19 protein-coding genes and 2 tRNA genes are annotated in these 24,180 nt (G+C 60.6%); 2 read left to right on the forward strand and 19 right to left on the reverse strand.

Annotated elements, in window-relative coordinates; genetic code table 11:
• The first annotated feature begins 64 nt into the window (after window positions 1-64).
• Window positions 65-1,243, forward strand: coding sequence for an acetyl-CoA C-acetyltransferase (locus tag ACWF8S_RS15360; RefSeq protein ID WP_447554282.1), 1,179 nt, complete (start codon window positions 65-67; stop codon window positions 1,241-1,243).
• A 75-nt stretch (window positions 1,244-1,318) separates the two neighbouring features.
• Here ACWF8S_RS15360 and ACWF8S_RS15365 read toward each other — a convergent pair whose 3' ends face one another.
• From ACWF8S_RS15365 to rlmE, 16 genes are all read right to left on the reverse strand, one after another.
• Window positions 1,319-2,488: an MFS transporter gene (locus tag ACWF8S_RS15365; RefSeq protein ID WP_447554283.1), complete on the reverse strand. Its 1,170-nt coding sequence runs from the start codon at window positions 2,486-2,488 to the stop codon at window positions 1,319-1,321.
• Between the two features lie 85 nt (window positions 2,489-2,573).
• A complete protein-coding gene (gene pnp, locus ACWF8S_RS15370) occupies window positions 2,574-4,736 on the reverse strand; it encodes a polyribonucleotide nucleotidyltransferase (protein ID WP_447554284.1) in 2,163 nt (720 codons plus the stop codon).
• Window positions 4,737-4,952: 216 nt separating this feature from the next.
• Window positions 4,953-5,222: a 30S ribosomal protein S15 gene (rpsO, locus tag ACWF8S_RS15375; protein WP_009723734.1), complete on the reverse strand. Its 270-nt coding sequence runs from the start codon at window positions 5,220-5,222 to the stop codon at window positions 4,953-4,955.
• Between the two features lie 104 nt (window positions 5,223-5,326).
• The gene (truB, locus tag ACWF8S_RS15380) at window positions 5,327-6,247 is read right to left on the reverse strand and encodes a tRNA pseudouridine(55) synthase TruB (protein ID WP_447554285.1); all 921 of its coding nucleotides are present in this window, start codon (window positions 6,245-6,247) and stop codon (window positions 5,327-5,329) included.
• On the reverse strand, window positions 6,247-6,657 hold the full coding sequence (gene rbfA, locus ACWF8S_RS15385; protein ID WP_447554287.1) for a 30S ribosome-binding factor RbfA: 411 nt from the start codon (window positions 6,655-6,657) through the stop codon (window positions 6,247-6,249). Before rbfA ends, truB begins: the two co-directional genes overlap by 1 nt.
• Before the next feature lie 17 nt (window positions 6,658-6,674).
• Window positions 6,675-9,206, reverse strand: a complete 2,532-nt coding sequence (gene infB, locus ACWF8S_RS15390) for a translation initiation factor IF-2 (RefSeq protein ID WP_447554289.1) — start codon at window positions 9,204-9,206, stop codon at window positions 6,675-6,677.
• 27 nt (window positions 9,207-9,233) lie between these two features.
• Window positions 9,234-10,748, reverse strand: a complete 1,515-nt coding sequence (gene nusA, locus ACWF8S_RS15395; RefSeq protein WP_447554290.1) for a transcription termination factor NusA — start codon at window positions 10,746-10,748, stop codon at window positions 9,234-9,236.
• 69 nt (window positions 10,749-10,817) lie between these two features.
• The gene (gene rimP, locus ACWF8S_RS15400) at window positions 10,818-11,279 is read right to left on the reverse strand and encodes a ribosome maturation factor RimP (RefSeq protein WP_447554291.1); all 462 of its coding nucleotides are present in this window, start codon (window positions 11,277-11,279) and stop codon (window positions 10,818-10,820) included.
• Between the two features lie 330 nt (window positions 11,280-11,609).
• Window positions 11,610-11,686: transfer RNA gene (locus ACWF8S_RS15405), tRNA-Met, on the reverse strand.
• A 108-nt stretch (window positions 11,687-11,794) separates the two neighbouring features.
• Window positions 11,795-11,881: transfer RNA gene (locus ACWF8S_RS15410), tRNA-Leu, on the reverse strand.
• 32 nt (window positions 11,882-11,913) lie between these two features.
• On the reverse strand, window positions 11,914-12,273 hold the full coding sequence (secG, locus tag ACWF8S_RS15415; RefSeq protein ID WP_447554292.1) for a preprotein translocase subunit SecG: 360 nt from the start codon (window positions 12,271-12,273) through the stop codon (window positions 11,914-11,916).
• A gap of 4 nt (window positions 12,274-12,277) precedes the next feature.
• Window positions 12,278-13,027: a triose-phosphate isomerase gene (tpiA, locus tag ACWF8S_RS15420; RefSeq protein WP_447554293.1), complete on the reverse strand. Its 750-nt coding sequence runs from the start codon at window positions 13,025-13,027 to the stop codon at window positions 12,278-12,280.
• Between the two features lie 85 nt (window positions 13,028-13,112).
• Window positions 13,113-14,462, reverse strand: coding sequence for a phosphoglucosamine mutase (glmM, locus tag ACWF8S_RS15425; RefSeq protein ID WP_447554294.1), 1,350 nt, complete (start codon window positions 14,460-14,462; stop codon window positions 13,113-13,115).
• Entirely contained in the window at window positions 14,459-15,367 is a 909-nt protein-coding gene (gene folP, locus ACWF8S_RS15430; RefSeq protein WP_447554295.1) for a dihydropteroate synthase, read from the reverse strand. Before folP ends, glmM begins: the two co-directional genes overlap by 4 nt.
• Window positions 15,368-15,490: 123 nt before the next feature.
• Window positions 15,491-17,488 (reverse strand): ATP-dependent zinc metalloprotease FtsH, encoded by a 1,998-nt coding sequence (gene ftsH, locus ACWF8S_RS15435; protein WP_447554296.1) that lies wholly within the window; start codon window positions 17,486-17,488, stop codon window positions 15,491-15,493.
• 197 nt (window positions 17,489-17,685) lie between these two features.
• The gene (rlmE, locus tag ACWF8S_RS15440; protein WP_447554297.1) at window positions 17,686-18,336 is read right to left on the reverse strand and encodes a 23S rRNA (uridine(2552)-2'-O)-methyltransferase RlmE; all 651 of its coding nucleotides are present in this window, start codon (window positions 18,334-18,336) and stop codon (window positions 17,686-17,688) included.
• Between the two features lie 122 nt (window positions 18,337-18,458).
• Between rlmE and yhbY the strand changes: the two genes are divergently transcribed.
• Complete coding sequence (gene yhbY / locus ACWF8S_RS15445) at window positions 18,459-18,785, forward strand: ribosome assembly RNA-binding protein YhbY (protein WP_447554298.1); 327 nt, start codon at window positions 18,459-18,461, stop codon at window positions 18,783-18,785.
• Between the two features lie 176 nt (window positions 18,786-18,961).
• Here yhbY and greA read toward each other — a convergent pair whose 3' ends face one another.
• Genes greA through carA form a run of 3 tightly spaced genes read right to left on the reverse strand, consistent with a single transcriptional unit; the run spans window position 18,962 to window position 23,863 of the window.
• Window positions 18,962-19,438 (reverse strand): transcription elongation factor GreA, encoded by a 477-nt coding sequence (greA, locus tag ACWF8S_RS15450; protein WP_447554299.1) that lies wholly within the window; start codon window positions 19,436-19,438, stop codon window positions 18,962-18,964.
• Window positions 19,435-22,665: a carbamoyl-phosphate synthase large subunit gene (gene carB / locus ACWF8S_RS15455; protein WP_447554300.1), complete on the reverse strand. Its 3,231-nt coding sequence runs from the start codon at window positions 22,663-22,665 to the stop codon at window positions 19,435-19,437. The genes greA and carB overlap by 4 nt, the downstream gene beginning before the upstream one ends.
• 52 nt (window positions 22,666-22,717) lie before the next feature.
• The gene (gene carA, locus ACWF8S_RS15460; RefSeq protein ID WP_447556614.1) at window positions 22,718-23,863 is read right to left on the reverse strand and encodes a glutamine-hydrolyzing carbamoyl-phosphate synthase small subunit; all 1,146 of its coding nucleotides are present in this window, start codon (window positions 23,861-23,863) and stop codon (window positions 22,718-22,720) included.
• Window positions 23,864-24,180 lie beyond the last annotated feature (317 nt).

A 24,180-nucleotide genomic window follows, 5' to 3' on the forward strand; every position in this document is an offset into this window, starting at 1 on the left:
ACACGCTTGAATCAAACACGCTCGCTCACAGGCTAACGGCCTTACTTATCTCGGGAGTTCTGTCATGCAAGAAGTGGTCATTGTCGCCGCACGGCGTACCGCAGTCGGTAGCTTCGGCGGCTCGCTCGTCGGCATTCCTGCCAGCGATCTCGGTTCACTGGTCATCAAGGACATCCTCGCTTCCACCGGCGTTTCACCGGAGCAGGTCAACGAAGTACTGCTGGGTCAGGTGCTGACCGCCGGGGTAGGCCAGAATCCGGCGCGCCAGGCGTCCATCAAGGCAGGCCTGCCGGCGTCGGTGCCGGCCATGACCATCAACAAGGTGTGCGGCTCCGGGCTCAAGGCCGTTCACCTGGCCACGCAAGCCATCATGTGTGGCGATGCCGAGCTGGTCATTGCCGGTGGTCAGGAAAACATGTCCGCCTCGCCCCATGTGCTGCCACACTCGCGCCAGGGCCAGCGCATGGGCGACTGGAAAGCAATCGACACCATGGTTCATGATGGTCTATGGGATGCCTTCAACGATTACCACATGGGCATTACCGCGGAAAACCTGGCGGAGAAGTACGGCATTACCCGCGAGGAGATGGACGCCTTCGCCGCCCAGTCCCAGCAAAATGCGGCCAGGGCGATCAAGGAAGGCAAGTTCAAAAGCCAGATCGTGCCGGTCGAGATTCCCCAGCGCAAGGGCGATCCGGTGGTATTCGATACCGATGAAAATCCGCGCGAAATCACCGCCGACAAGCTTGCCGGCATGAAACCGGCGTTCAAGAAAGACGGCACCGTGACCGCCGGCAACGCCTCCTCGCTCAACGATGGCGCGGCAGTCGTGATGGTCTGTTCCGCACAAAAAGCGAAAGAGCTGGGCCTTGAGCCGCTGGCGCGTATCGTTTCCTACGCCAACGCGGGCGTGGATCCGGCGATCATGGGCATCGGACCGGTGCCGGCTACCCGGCGCTGCCTGGAAAAAGCCGGCTGGAGCCTCGACGACCTGGATCTGGCCGAGGCCAACGAAGCCTTCGCCGCCCAGGCGATTGCAGTGCAAAAGGAGCTCGGCTGGGATCTTTCCAAGGTGAACGTCAACGGTGGCGCCATCGCCCTTGGTCATCCCATCGGTGCCTCGGGGTGTCGCGTGCTGGTGTCGCTGCTGCATGAGATGATCGCTCGCGACGCCAAGAAGGGGCTGGCCACGCTGTGTATCGGCGGCGGTCAGGGCGTGGCGCTGGCCATCGAACGCCCGTAAGCGTTCGCGCCGACCCGGTGTAAAACATCGAGAGACTCAAAGCCCCGCTCGAAAGCGGGGCTTTTTTTATGCGCGCTACCCAATCCTGCCCCGGTTGACCAGACCCGACGGTGTGCGCCCCACCAGCACCACGCCGATCAAAAAGAGCCCGGCGGCGGCCCACATGGTAGTGGGAAGGCTCGTCGCATCCACCACACGCCCGCCCAGAAGGGCACCTAAACCGATGGAGAGATTGAACACGAAGGCCATCAAGGCGGTCGCCGCCTCGGTGTTGGGAGCGGTGCGCAGTATCCAGGTCTGGATGCTCACCGAAATGCTGCCGAAGATCGCCCCCCACGCCATCAAGAGTGCTATGCCGGTGACCGGATTGGTCCCCAGCAATGGAAAGCTTGCCACTACCAACGTCAAAAGCACGGGGATCGCCAGCACGGCGATGTAGGGGTTGCGCGCCGCCTTCATGCCCGCCACGACGTTGCCGATGATGCCCGCTGCCCCGTAAAGCAGCAAAAGGCTGCCTACGTGGCGCTGTTCGACCCCGCTGAGCGACTGCAGAATCGGGCTGATAAAGGTGTAGGCGACAAAATGGCCTACCACCACACAGCCGGTAGTAAGGACCGCTACGCGCACGCCGCGATTCACTACCTGTTGAGCGAGGATGCGAAGGCGCACGGGCTCTCTGGGCGGCAGGGGTGGGAGCCATAGCCAGATCATTGCCGCGGTGAGCAGGCTAAACCCACCCAGCCCACCGAACACCCACCGCCAACTGCTGATGTCGCCCAAGAGCGTACCCAGCGGCACACCCAGCACCGACGCCGCCGTCACGCCACCAAAGATCACCGTCATCGCCTTGGCGACGCTCTTCTCGGGCACCAGACGCGGCGCGATACTGCCCGCGATCGCCCAGAACCCGCCGATGCTGACACCGATCAGCACCCGCGCCGCCAAGAGCATGATAAAGCTCTCCGCCATCGCCGACAGCACGCTGCCCAGGGTCATGATGACCATCAATCCGGTGAGCATCACCCGCCGATCAAGCCGCCCTACCGCCACGGGCAAGAGCGGTGCGGCAAACGCGGCAACCACGCCGGGCACCGTCACCATCAAACCGGCGGTACCAGGGGTCACACCCATTTCCTCGGCCACCTGCGAGAGCAGCCCGATCGGCAACTGCTCGGCGGTAACCAGCAGGAATATGCCGCTCATTACGGCAATGACCGCCCACCACTTGGCGACATCCTTCTCCATGACTACTCCTTATCAAACTCTCGCCCAAACAACGCCGCCCCCGCAGCCAGGGGCTACGAGGGCGGCGCGAGCACTTCTGGATTGCTTAGTCGGCGATGACGTCGCTTTCCGCGGCAAACGCCGCTTTCTCTTCTTCGGTGATCTCCTTGATCGAAAGCTTCACGCGGTTGCGGTTGTCGATGTCGAGCACCTTCACCACCACGTCGTCGCCTTCGTTGAGGAAATCGCGCACGTTGTTGACGCGCTCGGCAACGATCTGCGAGATATGCACCAGCCCATCGGTACCCGGCATGATGTTCACGAAAGCGCCAAAATCAGCGATGCGCACGACCTTGCCGTTATAGAGCTTGCCGATTTCCGCCTCGGCGGTGATGGCCAGCACGGTATCGATGGCCTTTTTCGCGGCCGCCTTGTCTTCGGCATAGATACGCACTGTGCCGTCGTCGTCAAGATCAATGGAAGCGCCGGTGTCTTCGCAGATCTTGCGAATGGTGGCGCCCCCTTTACCGATCACGTCACGAATCTTGTCCGGGTCGATCTTGATGGTGGCCATCGACGGGGCGTTTTCCGACACTTCGGTACGGCTGTGGTTGATGACCGCATTCATCTGCTCGAGGATCGAGATGCGCGCATGGTGGGCCTGCTGCAGCGCGGTCTCCATGATCTCTTCATTGATGCCTTCGATCTTGATGTCCATCTGAAGCGCGGTCACGCCCTCTTCGGAGCCGGCGACCTTGAAGTCCATGTCGCCCAGATGATCCTCGTCACCCAGAATATCCGTCAGTACCGCGTAACCTTCCGGGTCCTTCACCAGGCCCATGGCGATACCCGCCACCGGAGCCTTCAGCGGCACGCCCGCATCCATCAGTGCAAGCGAGGAGCCACAGACCGACGCCATGGAGCTCGAGCCATTGGATTCGGTGATCTCGGAAACCACGCGAATGGTGTAGGGGAACTCGTCTTCGGACGGCAGCATGGCCTGCACACCGCGGCGCGCCAGACGGCCATGGCCGATTTCGCGACGCTTCGGGCCACCCATGAAGCCGGCTTCACCGACCGAGTAGGGAGGGAAGTTGTAGTGCAGCATGAAGCGATCTTTACGCTCACCTTCCAGCGACTCGATCAGCTGCGAGTCCCGAAGCGTTCCGAGTGTCGCCACGGCGATCGCCTGGGTTTCACCGCGGGTGAATACCGCCGAGCCGTGGGTCTTGGGCAGTACCCCTACTTCGATGGAAAGCGGACGCACGGTGGTGTTGTCGCGGCCGTCGATACGTGGCTCGCCCTTGACGACCCGCGAACGCACGACCCGCTTTTCAAGCTTTGCGAAGGCGCCCTTGACGTCGTCTTTAGCGAACTTGTCGTTCACCGGCTCACCCTCGACGGCGCCAAGCGTTTCGACGGCCTCGTCCTTAAGGGCCGAAAGTGCGTCCTGACGGGCCATCTTGTCGGTGATGCGATAAGCCTCGCCGACCTTGGCTTCGAACGCGTCCGCCATGGCGGTTTTCAGCGCGGCGTTCTCCTCGGCGGGCTGCCAGTCCCAGCGCGGCTTGCCGGCTTCGTCAGTCAGCTCCTTGATGGCGCTGACCGCGACCTGCATTTCCTGATGGCCAAACAGTACCGCGCCCAGCATTTCGTCTTCCAGAAGCTCCTTGGCTTCGGATTCGACCATCAGCACGGCGTTTTCGGTGCCGGCGACCACCATGTCGAGTTCGGAGCTCGCCAGTTCTTCAACGGTGGGATTCAGAAAGTAACCCTGCTCTTCGTTGAAGCCTACGCGGGCGGCGCCGATCGGGCCGTTGAAGGGCACGCCGGAGATCGAAAGCGCCGCCGAGGTGCCCAGCATCGCGGCAATGTCCGGGTCATGGTTACGATCGGTCGAAAGAACCGTACAGATCACCTGCACTTCGTTCATGAACCCTTTGGGGAACAGCGGACGAATCGGACGATCGATCAGGCGCGAAGTGAGGGTCTCTTTCTCGGTAGGACGCCCTTCACGCTTGAAGAAGCCGCCGGGAATCTTGCCCACCGCGTAGGTCTTTTCCTGGTAGTGCACGGAAAGCGGGAAAAAGGGCTGGCTGGGGTTGGCCTCTTTTTTCGCAACGACGGTACACAGCACCACGGTATCATCCATGGTGACCATGACGGCACCTGAGGCCTGACGAGCAATGCGCCCGGTTTCTAGGGTGACGGTGCTACGACCGTACTGGAACGTTTTTTTAACCGGATTCACGGCGACTTCCTTTAACATGAAATATCTACTTGTCTATTCTGGGTCGTTTTGACTCGTCACTATTCTAGGCGCTGTAGCGCTCAAGGGCCACCAGAAACCCCAATTCACCACTTCGCCGTGCATCTGGCGGGCATTCAGCATAAAAAAACGGGCAGCCCGCAAGGGCTGCCCGTTTTGGCCAGGCTAACTATCAGCTTTGCTCACCTGAGAACCAGGCAAAGCGAGCCGAAGGTTTTAGCGACGCAGGCCGAGACGCTGGATCAGGGACTGGTAGCGTTCGAAATCTTTACGCTTCAGGTAGTCCAGCAGTTTACGACGCTGGTTTACCATGCGGATCAGACCACGACGCGAGTGGTGATCCTGCTTGTTGGTCTTGAAGTGGTCCTGCAGGCCGTTGATATTGGCGCTCAGCAGGGCAACCTGAACTTCAGGGGATCCGGTATCGTTATCGCCGCGGCCGTATTCATTGACGATCTCGGCCTTCTTCTCAGCGGTTAAAGCCATCTGTCTCTCCAGTAAGCAATATGCCTAAAAATGAATGGGTGAGACCACGCATATTTGCAGTCTCAGGTGCTATTTTCGCGTAAAACGCCACGTCCTTGCAACGTCTACGAGATAGCGACCGTACTCAATAGTCGCTTGGGCGCCACTTCCTGAGCGCCTTTCACTACTCCCAAGCCGATAAACGACTCGGCGTAATAAAGTCGTGCGATATCGTCAAGACCCAGCACGCCGGTTTCAAGCACCGCCGACTGACCATGGGACAGTCGACCATGAGCCGTGTCATCCACCGAAAGCGAGGGCAGATGATCGACCAGCACGTCCACGGGCATCAGCTTCGCTGCCCGCGTTGGCTGATCTGCCAGAGCTTCCAGCGCCTCAAGGGTCCACATGGCATCGCCTGCAAAGGGCCCTGTTCTGAGCCTGCGCAGTTGACTGATGTGCGCACCACACCCGAGCGCCAGACCGATATCTTCGGCCAACGTGCGGATATAGGTACCCTTGCTACAGCTGACTTCAAGCTCGAAGGCGGTCCCTTCAAAGGCGAGCAGGCGCGCATCATACACGCTAACCCTGCGCGCCGCACGCTCTACCTGCTTGCCCTCGCGGGCCAGCTCGTAAAGCTTCTTGCCCTGATGCTTGAGCGCCGAATACATCGGTGGCACCTGATCGATTTCGCCGCGAAAACGTGCGATGGCGTCCTCGACGTCTTCCTCCGTCAAGGACGGCACTTCACGGCGCTCGATGACGCTACCTTCGGCATCGCCGGTGTCGGTGATCACGCCCAGCTCAACCCGGGTGCGATACATCTTGTCGGCTTCCAGCAGGTGCGCGGAGAACTTGGTCGCCTCACCCAGGCAGATCGGCAGAAGCCCCGTCGCCATGGGATCAAGGGTGCCGGTATGCCCCGCCTTTTGTGCTTCGAACAGACGACGCACGCGCTGCAGGGCATGGTTGCTGGACACCCCCTTGGGCTTGTCCAGCAGCAGTACACCGTTGATCGGTAGACCGCGGCGGCGGCGAGCCATCAGCGCGTCTCCTCACCCTGTTCGGCATCGTCCTCTTCCTCGGGCTGACGGGCGCGGTCAGTTGATACCGCTTCGTCAATCAATGAAGAGAGGTGCTGGCCGCGCACCACGCTTTCATCGTAATGAAAGCGAAGCTCCGGCACGTGACGCAGCTTGATGCGCTTGGCAATCTGGCTTCGCAGAAACCCGGCCGCGCGCTTGAGCACCTGAAGGTTTTCCTTGATACGCGCAGGGTCCTGATCACCCAGGAGGGTGACATAGATATCGGCATAGCCCAGATCGCGGCTGACGGTCGCGCCGCTCACCGTGACCATGCCCAGACGCGGGTCCTTGACTTCGCGCTGAATGAGTACCGCCAGCTCCTTCTGGAGCTGGTCGGCTACCCGGTCGGTACGCTTGAATTCGCGCATGATTGCTCCTCGCGACCCTAGAGGGTGCGCTCGACCTTGACCTGGTCAAAGACTTCGATCTTGTCGCCGACCTGAACATCGTTGTAGTTCTTCACGCCGATACCACATTCGACGCCGTTGCGGACTTCCTGGACGTCGTCCTTGTAGCGGCGCAGCGACTCGAGCTCACCTTCATAGATGACCACGTTGTCACGCAGAACGCGGATGCGCTTGCTGCGCGAGACGGTGCCTTCGACGACCATACAGCCAGCCACCGCACCGATTTTCGGCGCGCGGAACACATCGCGTACTTCGGCCACACCCACGATCTCTTCTTTCCACTCGGGGGCGAGCATACCGCTCATCGCCTGCTTGACCTCGTCGATCAAGTGGTAGATGACGCTGTAGTAGCGCAGATCCAGACCTTCGCGTTCGATGATCTCACGCGCGGCGGCGTCGGCACGGACGTTGAAGCCGACCACGATGGCCTCACTGGCCAGCGCCAGGTTGGCGTCGGTACCGGTGATGCCGCCCACACCCGAGGAAACCACGGCCACCTGTACCTCGTCGGTGGAGAGCTCTTCGAGCGCACCACGGATCGCCTCTAAAGAGCCCTGTACGTCGGCCTTCAGCACGATGTTGACCTTGGCGACTTCGTCCTGACCCATCTGGCTAAACATGTTCTCGAGCTTGGCTTTCTGCTGACGCGCCAGACGCACTTCGCGGTACTTGCCCTGACGGAAGTTGGCGACTTCGCGTGCTTTACGCTCATCCGCCACGACCATGAAGTCATCACCGGCGTCCGGTGTGCCGTCCAGGCCCTGGATCTCGACCGGCATGGCCGGACCCACTTCCTCGACCTGCTGGCCGAGCTCGTTGGTCAGCGCCCGTACGCGGCCGTAGTGCAGGCCGGCCAGCACGATATCGCCACGCTTGAGCGTACCGTTTTGCACCAGAACCGTGGCGACGGGACCGCGGCCCTTATCGAGGCGCGACTCGACGACCACACCTTTACCGGGTGCCGACGGTACGGCCTTGAGCTCGAGTACTTCAGAGACCAGCTGGATCGCTTCCAGCAGCTCTTCGATGCCGTCACCGGTCTTGGCAGAGACGTGAACGAACTGGGTATCACCGCCCCAGTCTTCGGAAATCACGCCGTGCTGGGAAAGCTCGTTGCGAATACGATCAAAGTCCGCGCCGGCCTTGTCGATCTTGTTCACTGCCACGACCATGGGAACTTCGGCCGCCTTGGAGTGCTCGATCGCTTCAATCGTCTGCGGCATGACGCCGTCATCCGCCGCGACTACCAGAATGACCACGTCGGTGGCCTTGGCACCGCGGGCACGCATGGCGGTAAACGCCGCGTGACCAGGGGTATCCAGGAAGGTGACACCACCGTGGTTATCTTCCACGTGGTAGGCACCGATATGCTGGGTAATACCGCCGGCTTCACCGGTGGCCACCTTGGCACGACGAATGTAGTCGAGAAGCGAGGTCTTGCCGTGGTCGACGTGACCCATGACAGTCACGACCGGCGAACGGGTGATCTCTTCACCTTCGTAGGAGATGCCCTCGATCATTTCGGTTTCGAGCGCATCGTCCTTGACCAGCTTGACCTTGTGACCCATCTCTTCCACCACGATCGCCGCGGTATCCTGGTCGATCGTCTGGTTGATGGTGACCGCCGCGCCCATGGTGAACATGGCCTTGATCACTTCGTTGGCCTTGATCGACATCTTGTCAGCCAGCTCAGCGACACTGATCGATTCGGGAATCGAGACTTCGCGCACGATCGGCTGGGTCGGCTTCTGGAAACCGTGCTTGCCGTTGCCGCTTTGACCTGCACCGCCGCGACGGCCGCCACGACGCTCGGAACGCTTGGCTTTCTTGGCACCGCCACCGCGCTTGCGCTCTTCGCGATCACCGCGATCATCGTCGTCGTCACGTCCTTTCTTCTTCGCCGACGTCTTCTTCGGCGGCGCCGTACGACGGTCGGTACGACCCTCTTTCGGCGGTGCCGGGGGCATATCGTCCGAAGCGGGGGCCTCTTCGATTTCAAGCTCGGGCACGTTGATGTCCGGCGTCGCGGATGCCTTGGTCTCGGCGTCCTTGCGCGCCGCTTCCTCGGCGGCCTGAGCCTTCGCTGTCGCGGCACGCTCTTCGACTTCACGGGCGTCGCGCGCCTTACGCTCGGCCTCGGCCTCGGCCATGTCGCCCACTAGCTGGCGCGGGCCGCTATGGACTGGTTCGGCCGCCTTGGGCTTGTCCTCTTCGGCACGCTTGACGTAGGTCTTTTTCTTTCTGACCTGCACTTCAATGGTCTTGCCGCGCTCGCCGGTCTTGATCCGGCTGCGGGTCTTGCGCGTCAGCGTGATCCGGTTCTTGCCCGCATCGGCTTCAGCGCCGCCATGGCTCTTCTTCAGAAAGCTGAGCAGCTTCTGCTTGTCTTCTTCAGAAACCGCATCGCCTTCCGAGGCGTGCTTGAGCCCCGCCTCTTTCATCTGTTCCAACAGGCGGGGCACATCACGGCCCACCTTTACTGCAAAATCTTTAACTGTCATATCTGACATAGTGACCCTCCTCAGCCCGTGACCTGTTTACTGTGTGCTTGAAGTCGATTCGCTATCGTCTTCAAACCAGGGCGCACGGGCAGTCATGATCAGTGCCGCTGCGCGCGCTTCGTCCAACTCCTCGATATCGACCAGATCGTCGACAGACTGCTCGGCGAGATCTTCCATAGTGACGATGCCGCGACTGGCCAGGATAAAGGCCAGATGGCGCTCCATACCCTCCATTTCCAGCAGGTCTGCTGCAGGCTGGGCACCGTCGAGCGCTTCTTCCGAGGCAATCGCCATCGTCAGTAGCTCGTCTTTGGCGCGCGCGCGCAGCTCTTCGATCAGCTCTTCGTCGAATTCTTCGATTTCAAGCATCTCTTCAAGCGGCACGTAGGCGACTTCTTCCAGGGTGGTGAACCCTTCTTCCACTAATAGCCGTGCCACGTCCTCGTCCACACCCAGATGCGAAACGAAGGAGTCCACCAGACTATCGATTTCCTGCTCGCGCTTGGACTCGGCCTCGTCTTCGGTCATGACGTTGATCCGCCAACCGGTGAGCTCCGAGGCCAGGCGTACGTTCTGACCGCTGCGACCAATGGCCTGGGCCAGATTGTCCTGGGCGACCGCCACGTCCATGGCATGGGCGTCTTCGTCCACCAGAATGGAAGCGACATCCGCCGGGGCCATGGCGTTGATGACGAGCTGCGCGGGGTTGTCGTCCCACAGCACGATATCCACACGCTCGTTCTGCAGCTCCGAGGAGACTGCCTGCACGCGCGAACCACGCATCCCCACACACGCCCCGACCGGGTCGATTCGACGATCGTTGGTCTTGACGGCAATCTTGGCGCGCGAACCCGGGTCGCGGGCCGCCCCCTTGATCTCGATGAGCTGCTCGGCAATCTCCGGCACCTCGATCTTGAAAAGTTCGATGATGAACTGGGGATTGGTGCGCGAGAGCTGAAGCTGGGCGCCGCGGGCATCCGGATCGACTTTGACCAGCAAGGCACGCACGCGTTCGTTCATGCGATAGCGCTCGCCGTGAATCATCTCGTTACGCGCCAGAAACGCCTCGGCGTTCTCGCCAAGGTCAATGATCAGGCCGTCACGGGTGGTCTTCTTGACGATCCCGGCGACCAGCTCGCCTTCACGGTCGGCGTACTGACGAACCACTTCGGCGCGCTCGGCCTCACGTACTTTCTGTACGATGACCTGCTTGGCGGTCTGGGCGGCAATACGGCCGAACATGGCGTTTTCGATCTTCTGCTCGACCACTTCACCCAATGCCAGAGGCGGGTCACGCTGTTCGGCGATGCTTTCCTTGATTTCGTAATCCGGCGTTTCGAACTCGTCGTCCTCGACCACCGTCCAGTAACGGAAGGTATCGTATTCGCCGCTGCGACGGTCGATGTGCACGCGCACATTGGCTTCTTCCTGCTCGAAGCGCTTGCGCGATGCGCTGGCCAGCGCCGCCTCAACCGCCTCAAAGATCACGTCGCGGGAGACGCCCTTTTCGTTGGAGATCGCGTCAACGACCATTAAAATTTCTTTACTCATGCGTATGCCTCGCCAGTAAACCTGTCCTTTGGTGCATCGCCCCAGCTACTGCCCGGGGGCCGCCCTCTTTTAATCGTCGAACTGCGGAACAATCTGTGCCGCATCGATGCTTTCGATGGGAAAGCAGTACTCTTCACCGTCCAGCTGAAGCAGCACTTCGTCGCCTTCCACCCCCGCAAGCAATCCCTGGTATTTACGACGACCATCAAAGGCGGTACGCAGCTTGAGCGCCACATGATGACCCTGATAGCGCATAAAGTGATCCAGGGTATACAAAGGGCGCGCCATACCGGGTGACGACACTTCCAGGCGGTATTCGCCCGGAATGGGGTCTTCAACATCCATAACGGCGCTGACTTGACGGCTGATATCAGCGCAGTCTTCGACGCTGACGCCGCTTTCACGCTCAATATAGATCACCAAACGTGAATGTTTGCCCTGAGAAAGATGATCGATGCCCCATAGCTCAAAGCCCATGGCGGCAACAACTGGCTCAATCAGCGCGTGCAGCGCTGCATGTTTTGTGGCCACAGACGAAGCTCCTATAGCCGTTGCATCAGGCACCTGGCCAGGAGTCATGAGAAAAGCTAGGTGGCTGATTGGCGTTACCTGAAAATGTGCCTTTGGCGATTCGGCTAGTACCGGCGCGCAAGACACGCTGCTCGCAAAAAGCTACTTTTGAATCGCTAGTAAACGCTACTAACAAAAAGCCCCTTCACAGGAAGGGGCTTTTCAAAAGAAACCTGTAGGTCCATTTTAACAAACCGGTGATCTATTTGCCTGCCAGCGGATTCTGAAAAACTCCTGACAACGTCTAGAGCCTTGAACCGTTTCGCCGTGCATACACCGTTTATCAAAAAATGGTAGCGGGGACCGGATTTGAACCGATGACCTTCGGGTTATGAGCCCGACGAGCTACCAGACTGCTCCACCCCGCATCAATCTAGGTCGACGATAATAACCACTTATACTACGTTAGTCAATGGCTTATTTCGTCTCAGGTGCCAATCCTGAACTCTGGGAAGCTGGCATTCCAGCTTGCAGAATGGTGCCGAAGGCGGGACTTGAACCCGCACGACCATACGGTCACTACCCCCTCAAGATAGCGTGTCTACCAATTCCACCACTTCGGCATCAGGGGAGGCTAAAGAAAACGGCAAACAATTTACTCGCTGCTTTCCTCTAGCACTGGCGCGATATTATCCATACTTGTCGGCTCGTCGTCAAGCGTTGGTACGTTTTGTTGTTGCTCGATCAAGCGCGAGTCTGGAATACCGGCTTCCGGCGCCTGGCCTGCCTGGGTCGCAAAGTAGGCAAGCGCCATGGAAGTAACGAAGAACCCTGCCGCCAGAACACCGGTGGTGGTCGAGAGGAAGTTGCCGCTACCGCGTGAACCGAACACCGTTTGCGAGGCCCCGCCACCGAAAGAGGCGCCGGCATCGGCCCCCTTGCCCTGCTGAAGCAGGATAAGTACCACGAGCGCGATCGCAATGACCACGTGAACCATCAAAATTGCAACTTGCATGACGTTATCCTGCTGACTGACAAATGGCGAAAAAATCATCGGTTTTAAGCGAGGCACCGCCCACCAAACCGCCGTCGATATCCGGCTTTGCAAGTAGCTCGGCTGCATTACCGGCATTCATGCTACCGCCGTAGAGAAGCACAAGCTCCTCGCCGAGCGCGCGATCCAGGCTTGAGAGATGATCTCGCAAGCCGGCCATGACCTCCTGAGCCTGCTCGGGGGTCGCCGTACGTCCGGTGCCAATCGCCCAGACCGGCTCGTAGGCAATGACCAGACGCCTGCGCGCCTCCCCGTCCAGATGAGCAAGTACGGCGTCCACCTGGTCGAGCACGACCGACATGGTGCGCTCGGCTTCGCGCTCTTCCAGGGTTTCGCCCACGCAAAGAATGGGGGTCAGACCGTGGCTGAGCGCGGCCTGAACGCGTCCCAGGATCGCGGCGTCGGTTTCACCGTAAAGCGCGCGACGCTCGGAATGACCCACCAGCACGTAGCTTACGCCGAACTCATTGAGCATCGGCGCGCTGACCTCACCGGTATGCGCCCCCGAAGGCTCGGAATTGAGCGTCTGCGCACCCAGCTTGAGCGGCGTGGACTGGAAAGCCCGCTGCGCGGCATCCAGGTAGGGAAACGGCACGATAACAGCCGCCTCTACCCGAGCCGGCAGAGCATGGGAGGAGAACGCGCTCGCAAACGCTTCCAGAAGCGTTCTGGAGCCGTTCATTTTCCAGTTACCTGCAATCAAGGGTGTGCGCATTCATTATCCTCACTCAAGGTGGAGCGAAATGGTATAGGAGCGGACTTGTCAAGACAACCGCTGTCAACCACACGGCCGCGTTTGTTCAGGTCAGCAGCGCCTCGACCCGCCTGGCAAGCGTTTCGGCCAGCGCCTGGACATCCAGGTGCGCCCGACCTTCCACCATCACACGGATCAATGGCTCGGTGCCTGAAGGCCGAAGCAGCACTCGTCCCTGATCGCCAAGCTCGGTTTCCAGCTCACTGACCGCCTTGTCGAGCACCGGGGCGTTCATGACTTCCCTGGCATTGGCCCCGGCGGGCAACCTTACGTTGACCAGCACCTGAGGCACCTTCTCGAACTCTCTCAAAAGGGCCGCAAGGGTCTTCTGCTCGCGCATCATCAGCGCCAGCACCTGAAGCGCCGAGACGATACCGTCGCCGGTGGTCTGCACATGCGCGCAGACGATATGCCCCGAGGACTCACCGCCCAGCTCCCAGCCGTTGGCGGCCATCTTCTCCATCACGAAACGGTCGCCCACGTTTGCCCGCTCAAAGGGGATGCCCAGTTTTTCAAGCGCCATGGCAAGACCGAAATTGCTCATCAGCGTGCCCACCACGCCGCCTTGCAACAGACCCCGCTCAGCGCGGTCACGGGCAATGAGATAAAGAATGTCGTCGCCGTCGACCTCGCGACCATCGGCATCCACCAGCAATACGCGGTCGCCGTCGCCATCGAAGGCAATTCCCAGATCCGCACCCTGCTGAATGACTGCCGCCCGCAGCGCCGCCGGATGGGTCGAGCCGACCTGGTGATTGATGTTAAGGCCGTTGGGGGCGCCGCCGATCACGCTGACATCGGCCCCCAGTTCACGAAACACGCTCGGGGCGATGTGATAGGTCGCGCCGTGGGCGCAGTCGAGCACCACCGTCAAACCGTGCAGGCTCAGCCGGTCGGGCAGCGTCGATTTACAGAACTCGATATAACGCCCGGCGGCGTCGTCGATACGCGTGGCCTTGCCCAGCTGGGCGGCGTCCGCCGTGCACAGAGGCGCCTCCAGCATCGCCTCGATACGATCCTCCACTTCATCGGGCAGTTTCTTGCCCTCGGCGGAGAAGAACTTGATGCCGTTATCCTCGAACGGATTGTGGGAAGCGGAAATCACGATACCCGCATCGGCACGAAAGGTGCGCGTCAGATAGGCAATGCCCGGCGTAGGCATGGGACCGAGCAGCGATACGTCCACACCGGCTGCGGAGAGCCCCGCTTCCAGGGCAGACTCGAACATGTAGCCCGAGATACGCGTGTCCTTGCCGACCAGCACGCGGGTACGTCCACTCGAGCGGCGCAGTACCTGCCCGGCCGCCCAGCCCAGCTTGAGCATGAAGTCGGCGGTGATGGGCGCCTGGCCCACAGTGCCGCGAATACCATCGGTGCCGAAATAACGTCGTGTCATGATAGGAGTTCCTTGTTGGTCGACGGCTCGCAGCCTTCCTGGAGTACCGCCCATGCCATGGTAACGGCATCCACCGTGGCACCGACATCATGCACTCGTAGTATTTTCGCGCCCCGCTCCACCGCCAGCGCAGAAAGTGCCAGCCCACCGGGGAGGCGCTCCTCCACCGGCCGGCCCAGCACCTTGCCGATCATGCTTTTACGTGACATGCCTACCAAAAGAGGCAAACCCAGCGCGTCAAGCGAGTCCATCCGGTTCAAGAGACGCAGATTATGCTCCACGGTCTTGCCAAACCCGAAACCCGGATCGAGCAACAGCTGCTCGCGCCGGAACCCGGCGGCTTCGCAGGCCGCGATACGTCGAGCAAGATAATCGGCTACCGCCTGTTCGATGGGCTCGTCGTAATGAGGGGAGTGCTGCATCTGCTGGGGCTCGCCCTGACGGTGCATCAGACAGGCGGGCAGCCCGCTGCCGACCGCCGCCGCCAGCGCGCCGTCACGCTCCAGGGCGCGTACGTCATTGATCAGGCCGGCGCCCAGTGCAGCGGACTCACGCATCACCCGTGGACTGCTGGTATCGACGGAAACCAGCGCATCCAGTTCACGCACCAGCGCCTCGACCACTGGTGCCACGCGCTCGATCTCCTGCTGCTCGGAGACGAACTCGGCACCGGGACGGGTGGACTCCCCGCCCACATCGATGATCGCCGCGCCTTCGGCCAGCATCTGCTCGGCACGGCGCAGCGCATCGTCCAGCGAAACGTGACGGCCGCCGTCGGAAAACGAGTCGGGGGTGACATTCAAGACCCCCATTACCCGGGGAAAGGAAAGATCTAGCCTGTGACGGCCACACTGCAAGCACGCGGCTTGATGGGACGCCTGTCCTGGATCAGCAATTGGTTTCATGGCACAGCCTGATGAAAAGAAAACGTGGCGGCTTGGTGGTACCTAGCATAACAAAAAAGGCGCCCCGAGGTGGGGCGCCTTTTGACTTGCCTGGCCTGCCGGCCCTGTCTGTCGACTCAGGACTCAGGAGCCGGCCGAACCGCCCAGCGGATCGGAGGGGCGACGACGCGGCTCGTCGTCATCCTCTTCGCTATCGTCGTCGGATTCGTTATGGTTCGGCTCATCGGCCTTCGACCGGGGCTTGTCGTCACCCACCGGAGTGCCGCCGCCCGAGGAATCACCGTCGTCCCAACCTTCCGGCGGGCGCGGGTCCTTGCCTTCCATAATATCCTTCAACTGGTTGGCATCGATGGTTTCGTATTTCATCAATGCTTCGGTCATCGCATCGAGCTTGTCGCGGTTGTCGTGCAGAATCTGACGCGCCTGTTCGTAGCACTCGTCGATGATCTTGCGCACTTCCTTGTCCAGACGCGAAGTCGTTTCACCGGATTTCAGCTTGCCGCCGCCCTGACCGGGGCCCCCGAGGAACTGGTGCGACTCGTCCTCGTCGTACATGATCGGGCCCATCTCGTCGGACAGCCCCCACTTGGCGACCATGTTATGGGCCAGCTCGGTGGCGCGCTTGATATCGTTGGAGGCACCGGTGGTCACACCGTTGGCGCCCAGCGTCATCTCTTCGGCAATCCGTCCGCCGAACAGCGAGCAGATCTGGCTGAGAATCTGCTGGCGCGAAAGGCTGTAACGATCCTCTTCCGGCAGGAACATGGTCACACCCAGGGCGCGGCCGCGGGGAATGATGGTGACCTTGTAGACCGGGTCGTGCTCAGGCATGACCAGACCGATGATCGCGTGGCCAGACTCGTGATAGGCGGTGTTGAGCTTTTCCTTGTCGGTCATGACCATGGATTTGCGCTCGGCGCCCATCATGATCTTGTCCTTGGCAAGTTCGAGCTCTTCCATGCTCACCAGGCGCTTGTTACGGCGCGCGGCAAAGAGCGCTGCCTCGTTCACCAGATTGGCCAGATCGGCACCTGAAAAGCCAGGGGTACCGCGAGCGATCAGTACCGGTTTGACATCGTCGGACAACGGCACCTTGCGAAGGTGAACGCCGAGAATGTGCTCGCGTCCGCGGATATCGGGCAAACCGACGGTCACCTGACGGTCGAAACGACCGGGGCGCAAAAGCGCCGGGTCGAGAACGTCAGGGCGGTTGGTCGCGGCAATCACGATGATGCCTTCGTTGGCCTCGAAGCCGTCCATCTCGACCAGCAGCTGGTTGAGCGTCTGTTCGCGCTCGTCGTTACCGCCTCCCATGCCAGCACCGCGTGAGCGGCCCACGGCATCGATCTCGTCGATGAAGATGATGCAGGGGGCCTGCTTCTTGGCCTGCTCGAACATGTCACGTACGCGAGAGGCACCCACACCCACGAACATCTCGACGAAGTCGGAACCGGAGATCGAGAAGAACGGCACCTTCGCTTCACCGGCGATGGATTTCGCCAGCAGCGTCTTGCCGGTACCCGGCGGGCCCACCATCAGAACGCCGCGCGGAATGGTACCGCCCAGGCGCTGAAATTTGGTCGGATCACGCAGAAAGTCGACCAGCTCTTCCACTTCTTCCTTGGCTTCGTCACACCCCGCCACATCGGCGAAGGTGGTCTTGATCTGGTCCTGGGACAAAAGCTTGGCCTTGGACTTGCCAAAGCTCATTGGCCCGCCCTTGCCACCACCGGCGCCCCCCTGCATCTGACGCATGAAGAACATGAAGATGGCCAGGATCAAGAGAATCGGGAAACTGGCGATCAGAAGCCGCATCCAGATGCTCTGCTGCTCCGGCTCCTTGCCCACCACGGTGACGTTGTTGCTCAGCAGGTCATCCATCAGCTTGGGGTCTTCCGCCGCCGGCCGAATGGTCTGGAACTGCGAACCGTCGGTGCGCTCACCGGAAATGGTGTAGCCATCAATGGTCACACTGCGGACCTGTTGATTTTGCACCTGCTGCACAAACTGCGAGTAGTTGGTGGATTGAGGTGCGCTTTCCGTACTGAAATTGTTGAACACTGTCAGTAGCACGGCCGCAATGACCAACCAAAGAATCAGGTTCTTCGCCATATCGTTCAAGGGGCTACCCTCATTACAAGAATCCGTCAGTTAACCGTCGATACTCTGACCTTACACTAGAGCATTACGTTCAACCATTGCCAAAGCACGTTTGACTTTGGGCCATCTATGCCATACACGCCTGGCGGCTAGTGTGACACGCATTGCGTTCGCCTTCGCGGCAATCGCCTTGATAATTCTTTTATATCGCGGGCGGCTTACTGGCCGCGAAACCCCTGAGCCAGAAAGTAGACCTCTCGGGAGCGAGCGCGTGAAGCGCCGGGCTTGCGTGTAACGACCCGATCGAAAGAACCCTTCAACTCCTTCAAATAAGCGTCGAACCCTTCGCCCTGAAACACCTTGGCCAGAAAGGTGCCACCCTTGGGCAGCGTTTGTCTGGCAAGGTCGAGCGCGAGCTCGACCAGATACATCGCCTGGGGCTGGTCGATGGCGGCCATCCCACTCATATTGGGGGCCATGTCCGACATCACAAGGTCGACGGGGCGATTTCCCAACCGCTCGAGAATCGCGCCCAGCACGCTCTCTTCGGTGAAGTCACCCTGCACGAAGTCCACGCCGGCCAGGGCGTCCATCTCCAGAATATCCGAGGCGATGACCACACCGTCGATGCCGACTTTCTCGGCGGCCACCTGGCTCCAGCCACCGGGCGCGGCACCCAGGTCGATCACCGTCATGTTCGGGCGGAAAAGCCTGTCTTTTTCATCAAGCTCTAGAAGCTTGTAGCTCGCCCGGGAGCGGTAGCCATCCTGCCAGCTCTGCTTGACGTACTGGTCGTCAAAATGCTCTTTCATCCAGTTGGCGCTGGTCTTGCTGGCGGAGCGTTTGGGACCTGTTGGCTTTTGCTGCATGAGGCGTCTACGTCTGGCGTATGGAAGTGAATGTGCGAAAGTACCGGGTGGATTGCTTTCACTTAACGGCGTTTCACCGTAAGATGGAACGTTAAGCGCTAACCGGGATACCGCAAGATACCATGAGCTTGTCACAGGCACAAAAGAAAGCATTTCGCAGCATTGGCCATCACCTGAACCCAGTGGTGACGGTCTCTGAAAACGGCATCTCCGACACCCTGCTCGCCGAGCTTGGACGGGCGCTGAACGATCACGAACTGATCAAGGTCAAGCTGGCCCTGCCCGAGCGCGACGACCGGGGGATGATGATCCAGGAACTCGTCAACGACAGCGGCGCCGAGCTCGTTCAGACCATCGGCAAGATGGCGCTCTTGTATCGCAAAAACCCCAAGGCCAACCCGAAGCTCTCCAACGTCAGCCGTTTCGAGAATCACCACGGCCGCCACTGATTCGGTACGCGCCTTTCAAGGATAACGCTTGTCGGCGTCAGGCCTTGTGAACGCAACGCCTCGTCAATGCAACGTCACGCCAGGGCAATATATTCAAGTGTAACGCCTTATGAAAAGGCCCGGACAGCAATGCCCGGGCCTTTTCCTTGAGCTTTCAAACGCCGCCAGGCGGCTGCTCAGAGATGCTCGACGCTTCCGATCTCGTACTCCACATCGCCACCGGGGGTCTTGACCACCACCACATCGCCTTCTTCCTTGCCGATCAGGGCGCGAGCAATGGGCGAGGTCACGGAGATACGGCCCGACTTGATATCGGCCTCGTCCTCGCCCACGATGCGGTACGTTACTTCGGCGTCGCTATCCAGGTTCAAAAGCGACACCGTGACACCGAAGATCACCTTGCCGGTCTTGGGCAGCTTGGTCACATCGATGACCTGGGCGCCGGAAAGCTTGCTTTCGATCTCCTGAATACGACCTTCGATAAACCCCTGCTGCTCGCGGGCGGCGTGATACTCGGCGTTCTCCTTGAGATCGCCGTGCTCGCGCGCCTCGGCGATGGCGGCAATCACCTGGGGGCGCGCCTCGCCCTTCAGATGATTGAGCTCTTCGCGAAGGCTTTTCTCTCCCGCGACCGTCATCGGGACCTTGTTCATTGACTTGCTCCTGCATGCAGATCCTGAAGGCGCCGCACCGTAATCTCCCGACCGTACTCGAGCGCCATGCAAACGGCATTAGCCCCCGCCAAGGTGGTCGCATAGGGCACCTTGCGCGCAAGAGCAGTACGGCGAATGATCGAAGAGTCGTTGATAGCCTGACGACCTTCGGTGGTATTCACGATGTAGGCGATCTCGTCGTTCTTGAGCGAATCGACGATATGGGGGCGGCCTTCATAAACTTTGTTGACGTGCTCCACTTCGAGGCCGGCGGCTTCCAGCGCCGCTGCCGTCCCGCGGGTGGCACATAGCGTAAAGCCCAATGTTAGCAGAGAACGACCCACTTCGATAATCCCCTCCTTGTCTGGTTCGCGCACTGACAAGAACGCCTTGCGCAGCCCATCGAGGGCCGGAATGGCCTCGCCCGCCCCCAATTGCGCCTTGTAGAACGCCTCGGCGAAGGTGTCGCCGGAGCCCATCACTTCGCCGGTGGACTTCATTTCCGGCGACAGGATCGGATCGACCCCCTGGAACTTGTTGAACGGGAAGACCGCTTCCTTGACGCTGTAGAAGTGCGGAATAATTTCGCGCTCGAAGCCCTGCTCGGCAAGCGTGGTACCCGCCATGCAGCGCGCGGCGATCTGGGCAAGCGAGGTGCCGATGCACTTGGAAACGAACGGCACGGTGCGCGAGGCGCGCGGGTTGACCTCGATCACGTAGATTTCATTATCCTGCCAGGCGAGCTGCACGTTCATCAGCCCCTTCACGCCCAGCTCCACGGCCATGCGCTTGACCTGATCGCGCATCTCGTCCTGCACCTCCGCGGGCAGCGAGTACGGCGGCAGCGCGCAGGCGGAGTCACCGGAGTGAACGCCCGCCTGCTCGACGTGCTGCATGATGCCGCCGATCACCACCTGCTGGCCGTCGGACACCGCATCGATATCCACCTCGACGGCCGCACTCAGGAAGTGATCCAGCAGCACCGGCGAGTCGTTGGAGACCTTCACCGCGTTGGTCATGTAGTTTTCGAGCTCGGAGGCGTCGTAGACGATTTCCATGGCCCGGCCGCCGAGCACGTAGCTTGGACGCACGACCAAGGGGTAGCCGATGGTTTCGGCCTTGGCGAAGGCCTCGTCGAAGCTACGCGCGGTAGCGTTGGGCGGCTGCTTCAGACCAAGCTTGTCGATCATTACCTGGAAGCGCTCGCGGTCCTCGGCGCGATCGATGGCGTCCGGCGTGGTGCCGATGATCGGCACGCCGGCGGCTTCGAGTTCGCGGGCGAGCTTCAGCGGCGTCTGACCACCGAACTGGACGATCACACCGACCGGCTTCTCTTTATCGGCAATTTCCAGCACGTCCTCAAGGGTGACCGGCTCGAAGTAGAGGCGGTCCGAGGTGTCGTAGTCCGTGGAGACGGTTTCCGGGTTGCAGTTGACCATGATGGTCTCATAGCCGTCATCGCGCATGGCCAGCGCGGCATGAACGCAGCAGTAGTCGAACTCGATGCCCTGGCCGATCCGGTTCGGGCCACCGCCGAGCACCATGATCTTCTGGCGATCGGAGACGTCCGCCTCACACTCCTCCTCGTAGGTGGAGTACATGTAGGCGGTGCTCGAGGCAAACTCGGCAGCACAGGTGTCCACCCGCTTGTAGACCGGGCGAATGCCGGCGGCCTGGCGCGTCTGGCGAAATTCCTTTTCACTGACGCCGAGCAGCTTGGCCAGGCGCGCATCGGCAAAGCCCTTGCGCTTGAGCTGATAAAGCTCGCGGGCGGAGAACTCATTCAGGGCGCGCTGAGCGACCGTGGCCTCGGTCAGAATCAGATCCTCGAGCTGCACCAAAAACCAGCGGTCGATGTTGGTCAGCGTGAAGATCTCGTCCACGCTCATGCCCGCACGCATCGCGTCCGCGACATAGAAAATGCGCTCGGCGCCAGCGGCCTGCAGCTCGCCCTTGATGCGCGACATCGCTTCATCATTGAAGTCGGTGATGATCGGGTCGAGGCCGTCGTTGCCGGTTTCCATACCGCGCAGCGCTTTTTGCAGCGACTCCTGGAAGGTACGGCCAATCGCCATTACCTCGCCTACCGACTTCATCTGGGTGGTGAGGCGGTCGTTGGCCTGGGGGAATTTCTCGAAAGTGAAGCGCGGAATCTTGGTGACGACGTAGTCGATGGACGGCTCGAAAGACGCCGGGGTCGCCCCGCCGGTAATATCGTTTTGCAGCTCGTCCAGGGTGTAACCCACCGCGAGCTTCGCGGCGATCTTGGCGATCGGAAAGCCGGTGGCTTTCGAGGCCAGCGCCGAGGAGCGCGACACCCGTGGATTCATCTCGATGACCACCAGGCGCCCGGTTTGCGGGTCCATGCCGAACTGAACGTTGGAGCCACCGGTTTCCACCCCGATCTCGCGCAGCACCGCAAGGCTTGCGTCGCGCATGATCTGGTACTCTTTATCCGTCAGCGTCTGCGCCGGGGCCACGGTGATCGAGTCGCCGGTGTGCACGCCCATCGGGTCAAAGTTTTCGATCGCGCACACGATAATGCAGTTGTCGTTCTTGTCGCGCACGACTTCCATTTCGTACTCTTTCCAACCCAGCAAGGACTCGTCGATCAGCAGCTCGTGATTGTTGGAAAGCTCGAAACCCCGGGTGCAGATCTCCTCGAACTCTTCCTTGTTGTAGGCAACGCCCCCGCCGGAACCGCCCATGGTGTAGGAAGGCCGGATGATGGTCGGAAAACCGAGCTCCGCCTGGATCTCCCAGGCTTCATCCATGGTATGGGCGACTTTCGCCTTCGGGCACTCGAGGCCGATGCGCTTCATGGCCTGGTCGAACAGATCGCGGTCCTCAGCCATGTTGATGGCGTCGGCGTTGGCGCCGATCATCTCGACGCCGTGCTTGGCCAGCACACCGTGCTTTTCAAGGTCGAGGGCGCAGTTGAGTGCGGTCTGACCGCCCATGGTAGGCAGGATGGCGTCGGGCTTTTCTGCCTCGATGATTTTCTCGACGGCCTGCCAGGTGATCGGCTCGATGTAGGTGGCATCGGCCATGGCCGGGTCGGTCATGATGGTGGCCGGGTTGGAATTCACCAGCACCACTCGATAACCCTCCTCGCGCAGCGCCTTGCATGCCTGGGCGCCGGAGTAGTCGAATTCGCAGGCCTGGCCGATGACGATGGGGCCGGCGCCAATGATGAGAATGGTCTTGATATCGGTACGCTTGGGCATAACGGTTCCCGCAAAAAAGTGACGATGGACTCGATAAGGCTGAACTAACGGATCAGCGCCGCGCCTGCATCAGGGTGATAAAGCGATCGAACAGCGGCGACACGTCCTTCGGGCCAGGGCTCGCTTCCGGGTGGCCCTGAAAACTGAAGGCCGGACGGTCGGTACGCTCGATGCCCTGAAGCGTGCCGTCGAACAGCGAACGGTGCGTGGCACGCAGGTTGGCCGGCAGCGTCGTTTCGTCGGCGGCAAAGCCGTGGTTCTGGCTGGTGATCATGACCGTGCCGGCATCCAGATCCTGCACCGGATGGTTGGCGCCGTGATGGCCGTGGTTCATCTTCACCGTCTGCGCGCCACTTGCGAGGGCCAGAAGCTGGTGGCCCAGACAGATACCGAAGACCGGCGTGTCGGTTTCCAGAATTTCCTGAATCGCCTTGATGGCGTAATCGCAAGGGGCGGGGTCGCCGGGGCCGTTGGCCAGAAAGACGCCGTCCGGGTTCATCGCCAGCACATCCGCCGCGGGCGTTTGCGCCGGCACCACGGTCAGACGACAGCCGCGGGCGGCCAGCATGCGTAGAATGTTGAACTTCACCCCGTAGTCATACGCCACCACGTGATAAGGCCGCTCGCCGGTCGAGGTATCAGCGTAGCCCGCGCCCAGAGTCCATTCGCCTTCGCTCCACTCATAAACCTCCTTGCAGGAGACCTCTTTCGCCAGATCCATGCCCTTGAGCCCCGGAAAGGCGCGTGCTGCCGCCAGCGCCCGCTCGACCGCGTCGTCACCTTCGGCTTCACTGCCGGCCAGAATCGCGCCGTTCTGTGCGCCCTTGTCGCGCAGAAGGCGCGTCAGACGGCGAGTGTCGATATCAGCGATGCCCAGCACGTTCTGGCTTGCCAGGTACTCGGAAAGGCTTTGCCGAGAGCGGAAGCTGCTGGCCATCAGGGGCAGATCGCGAATCACTAGGCCCGCGGCGGCAATGGTGGCCGACTCCACATCTTCCGGGTTGATGCCGGTGTTGCCGATGTGAGGATAGGTGAGCGTGACGATCTGGCGGGTGTAGGAGGGGTCGGTGAGAATTTCCTGGTAGCCGGTCATGGCCGTATTGAACACCACCTCCCCGCTTGTGACGCCTTCGGCGCCGATGGCAATTCCGTGAAACACGCTGCCATCTTCCAGGGCCAATATCGCAGGTTTGCTCAATGCGGAGTTATTCAAGACAAGTTCTCCCATGCTGGTGGGAGCCTGTGGGCGCAGGCTCGGCGATCCGGTGTCGGCGTTTGCGTGCAAACGTCGGGTCGTAAAAAAGCGGGACGAAGCCGATAAAGAAAAAATCGGTTTCATCCCGCTTGTTGTTCTCTTGCGTGGCGGTGCCATGGTCTAGCGTACGGCGTTGGGCAATCATCAGGTGAGGCCAAGGCAACAAGCGCAGCGCTTTTGCCGTCTATTTTCTACTCACATGCTACCGCCCGGCCAAAATTTTTGGAATGTTACAGCATTTTCGGCCTTCCGGCTAGCCT

Source organism: Vreelandella xerophytica (assembly GCF_968048975.1).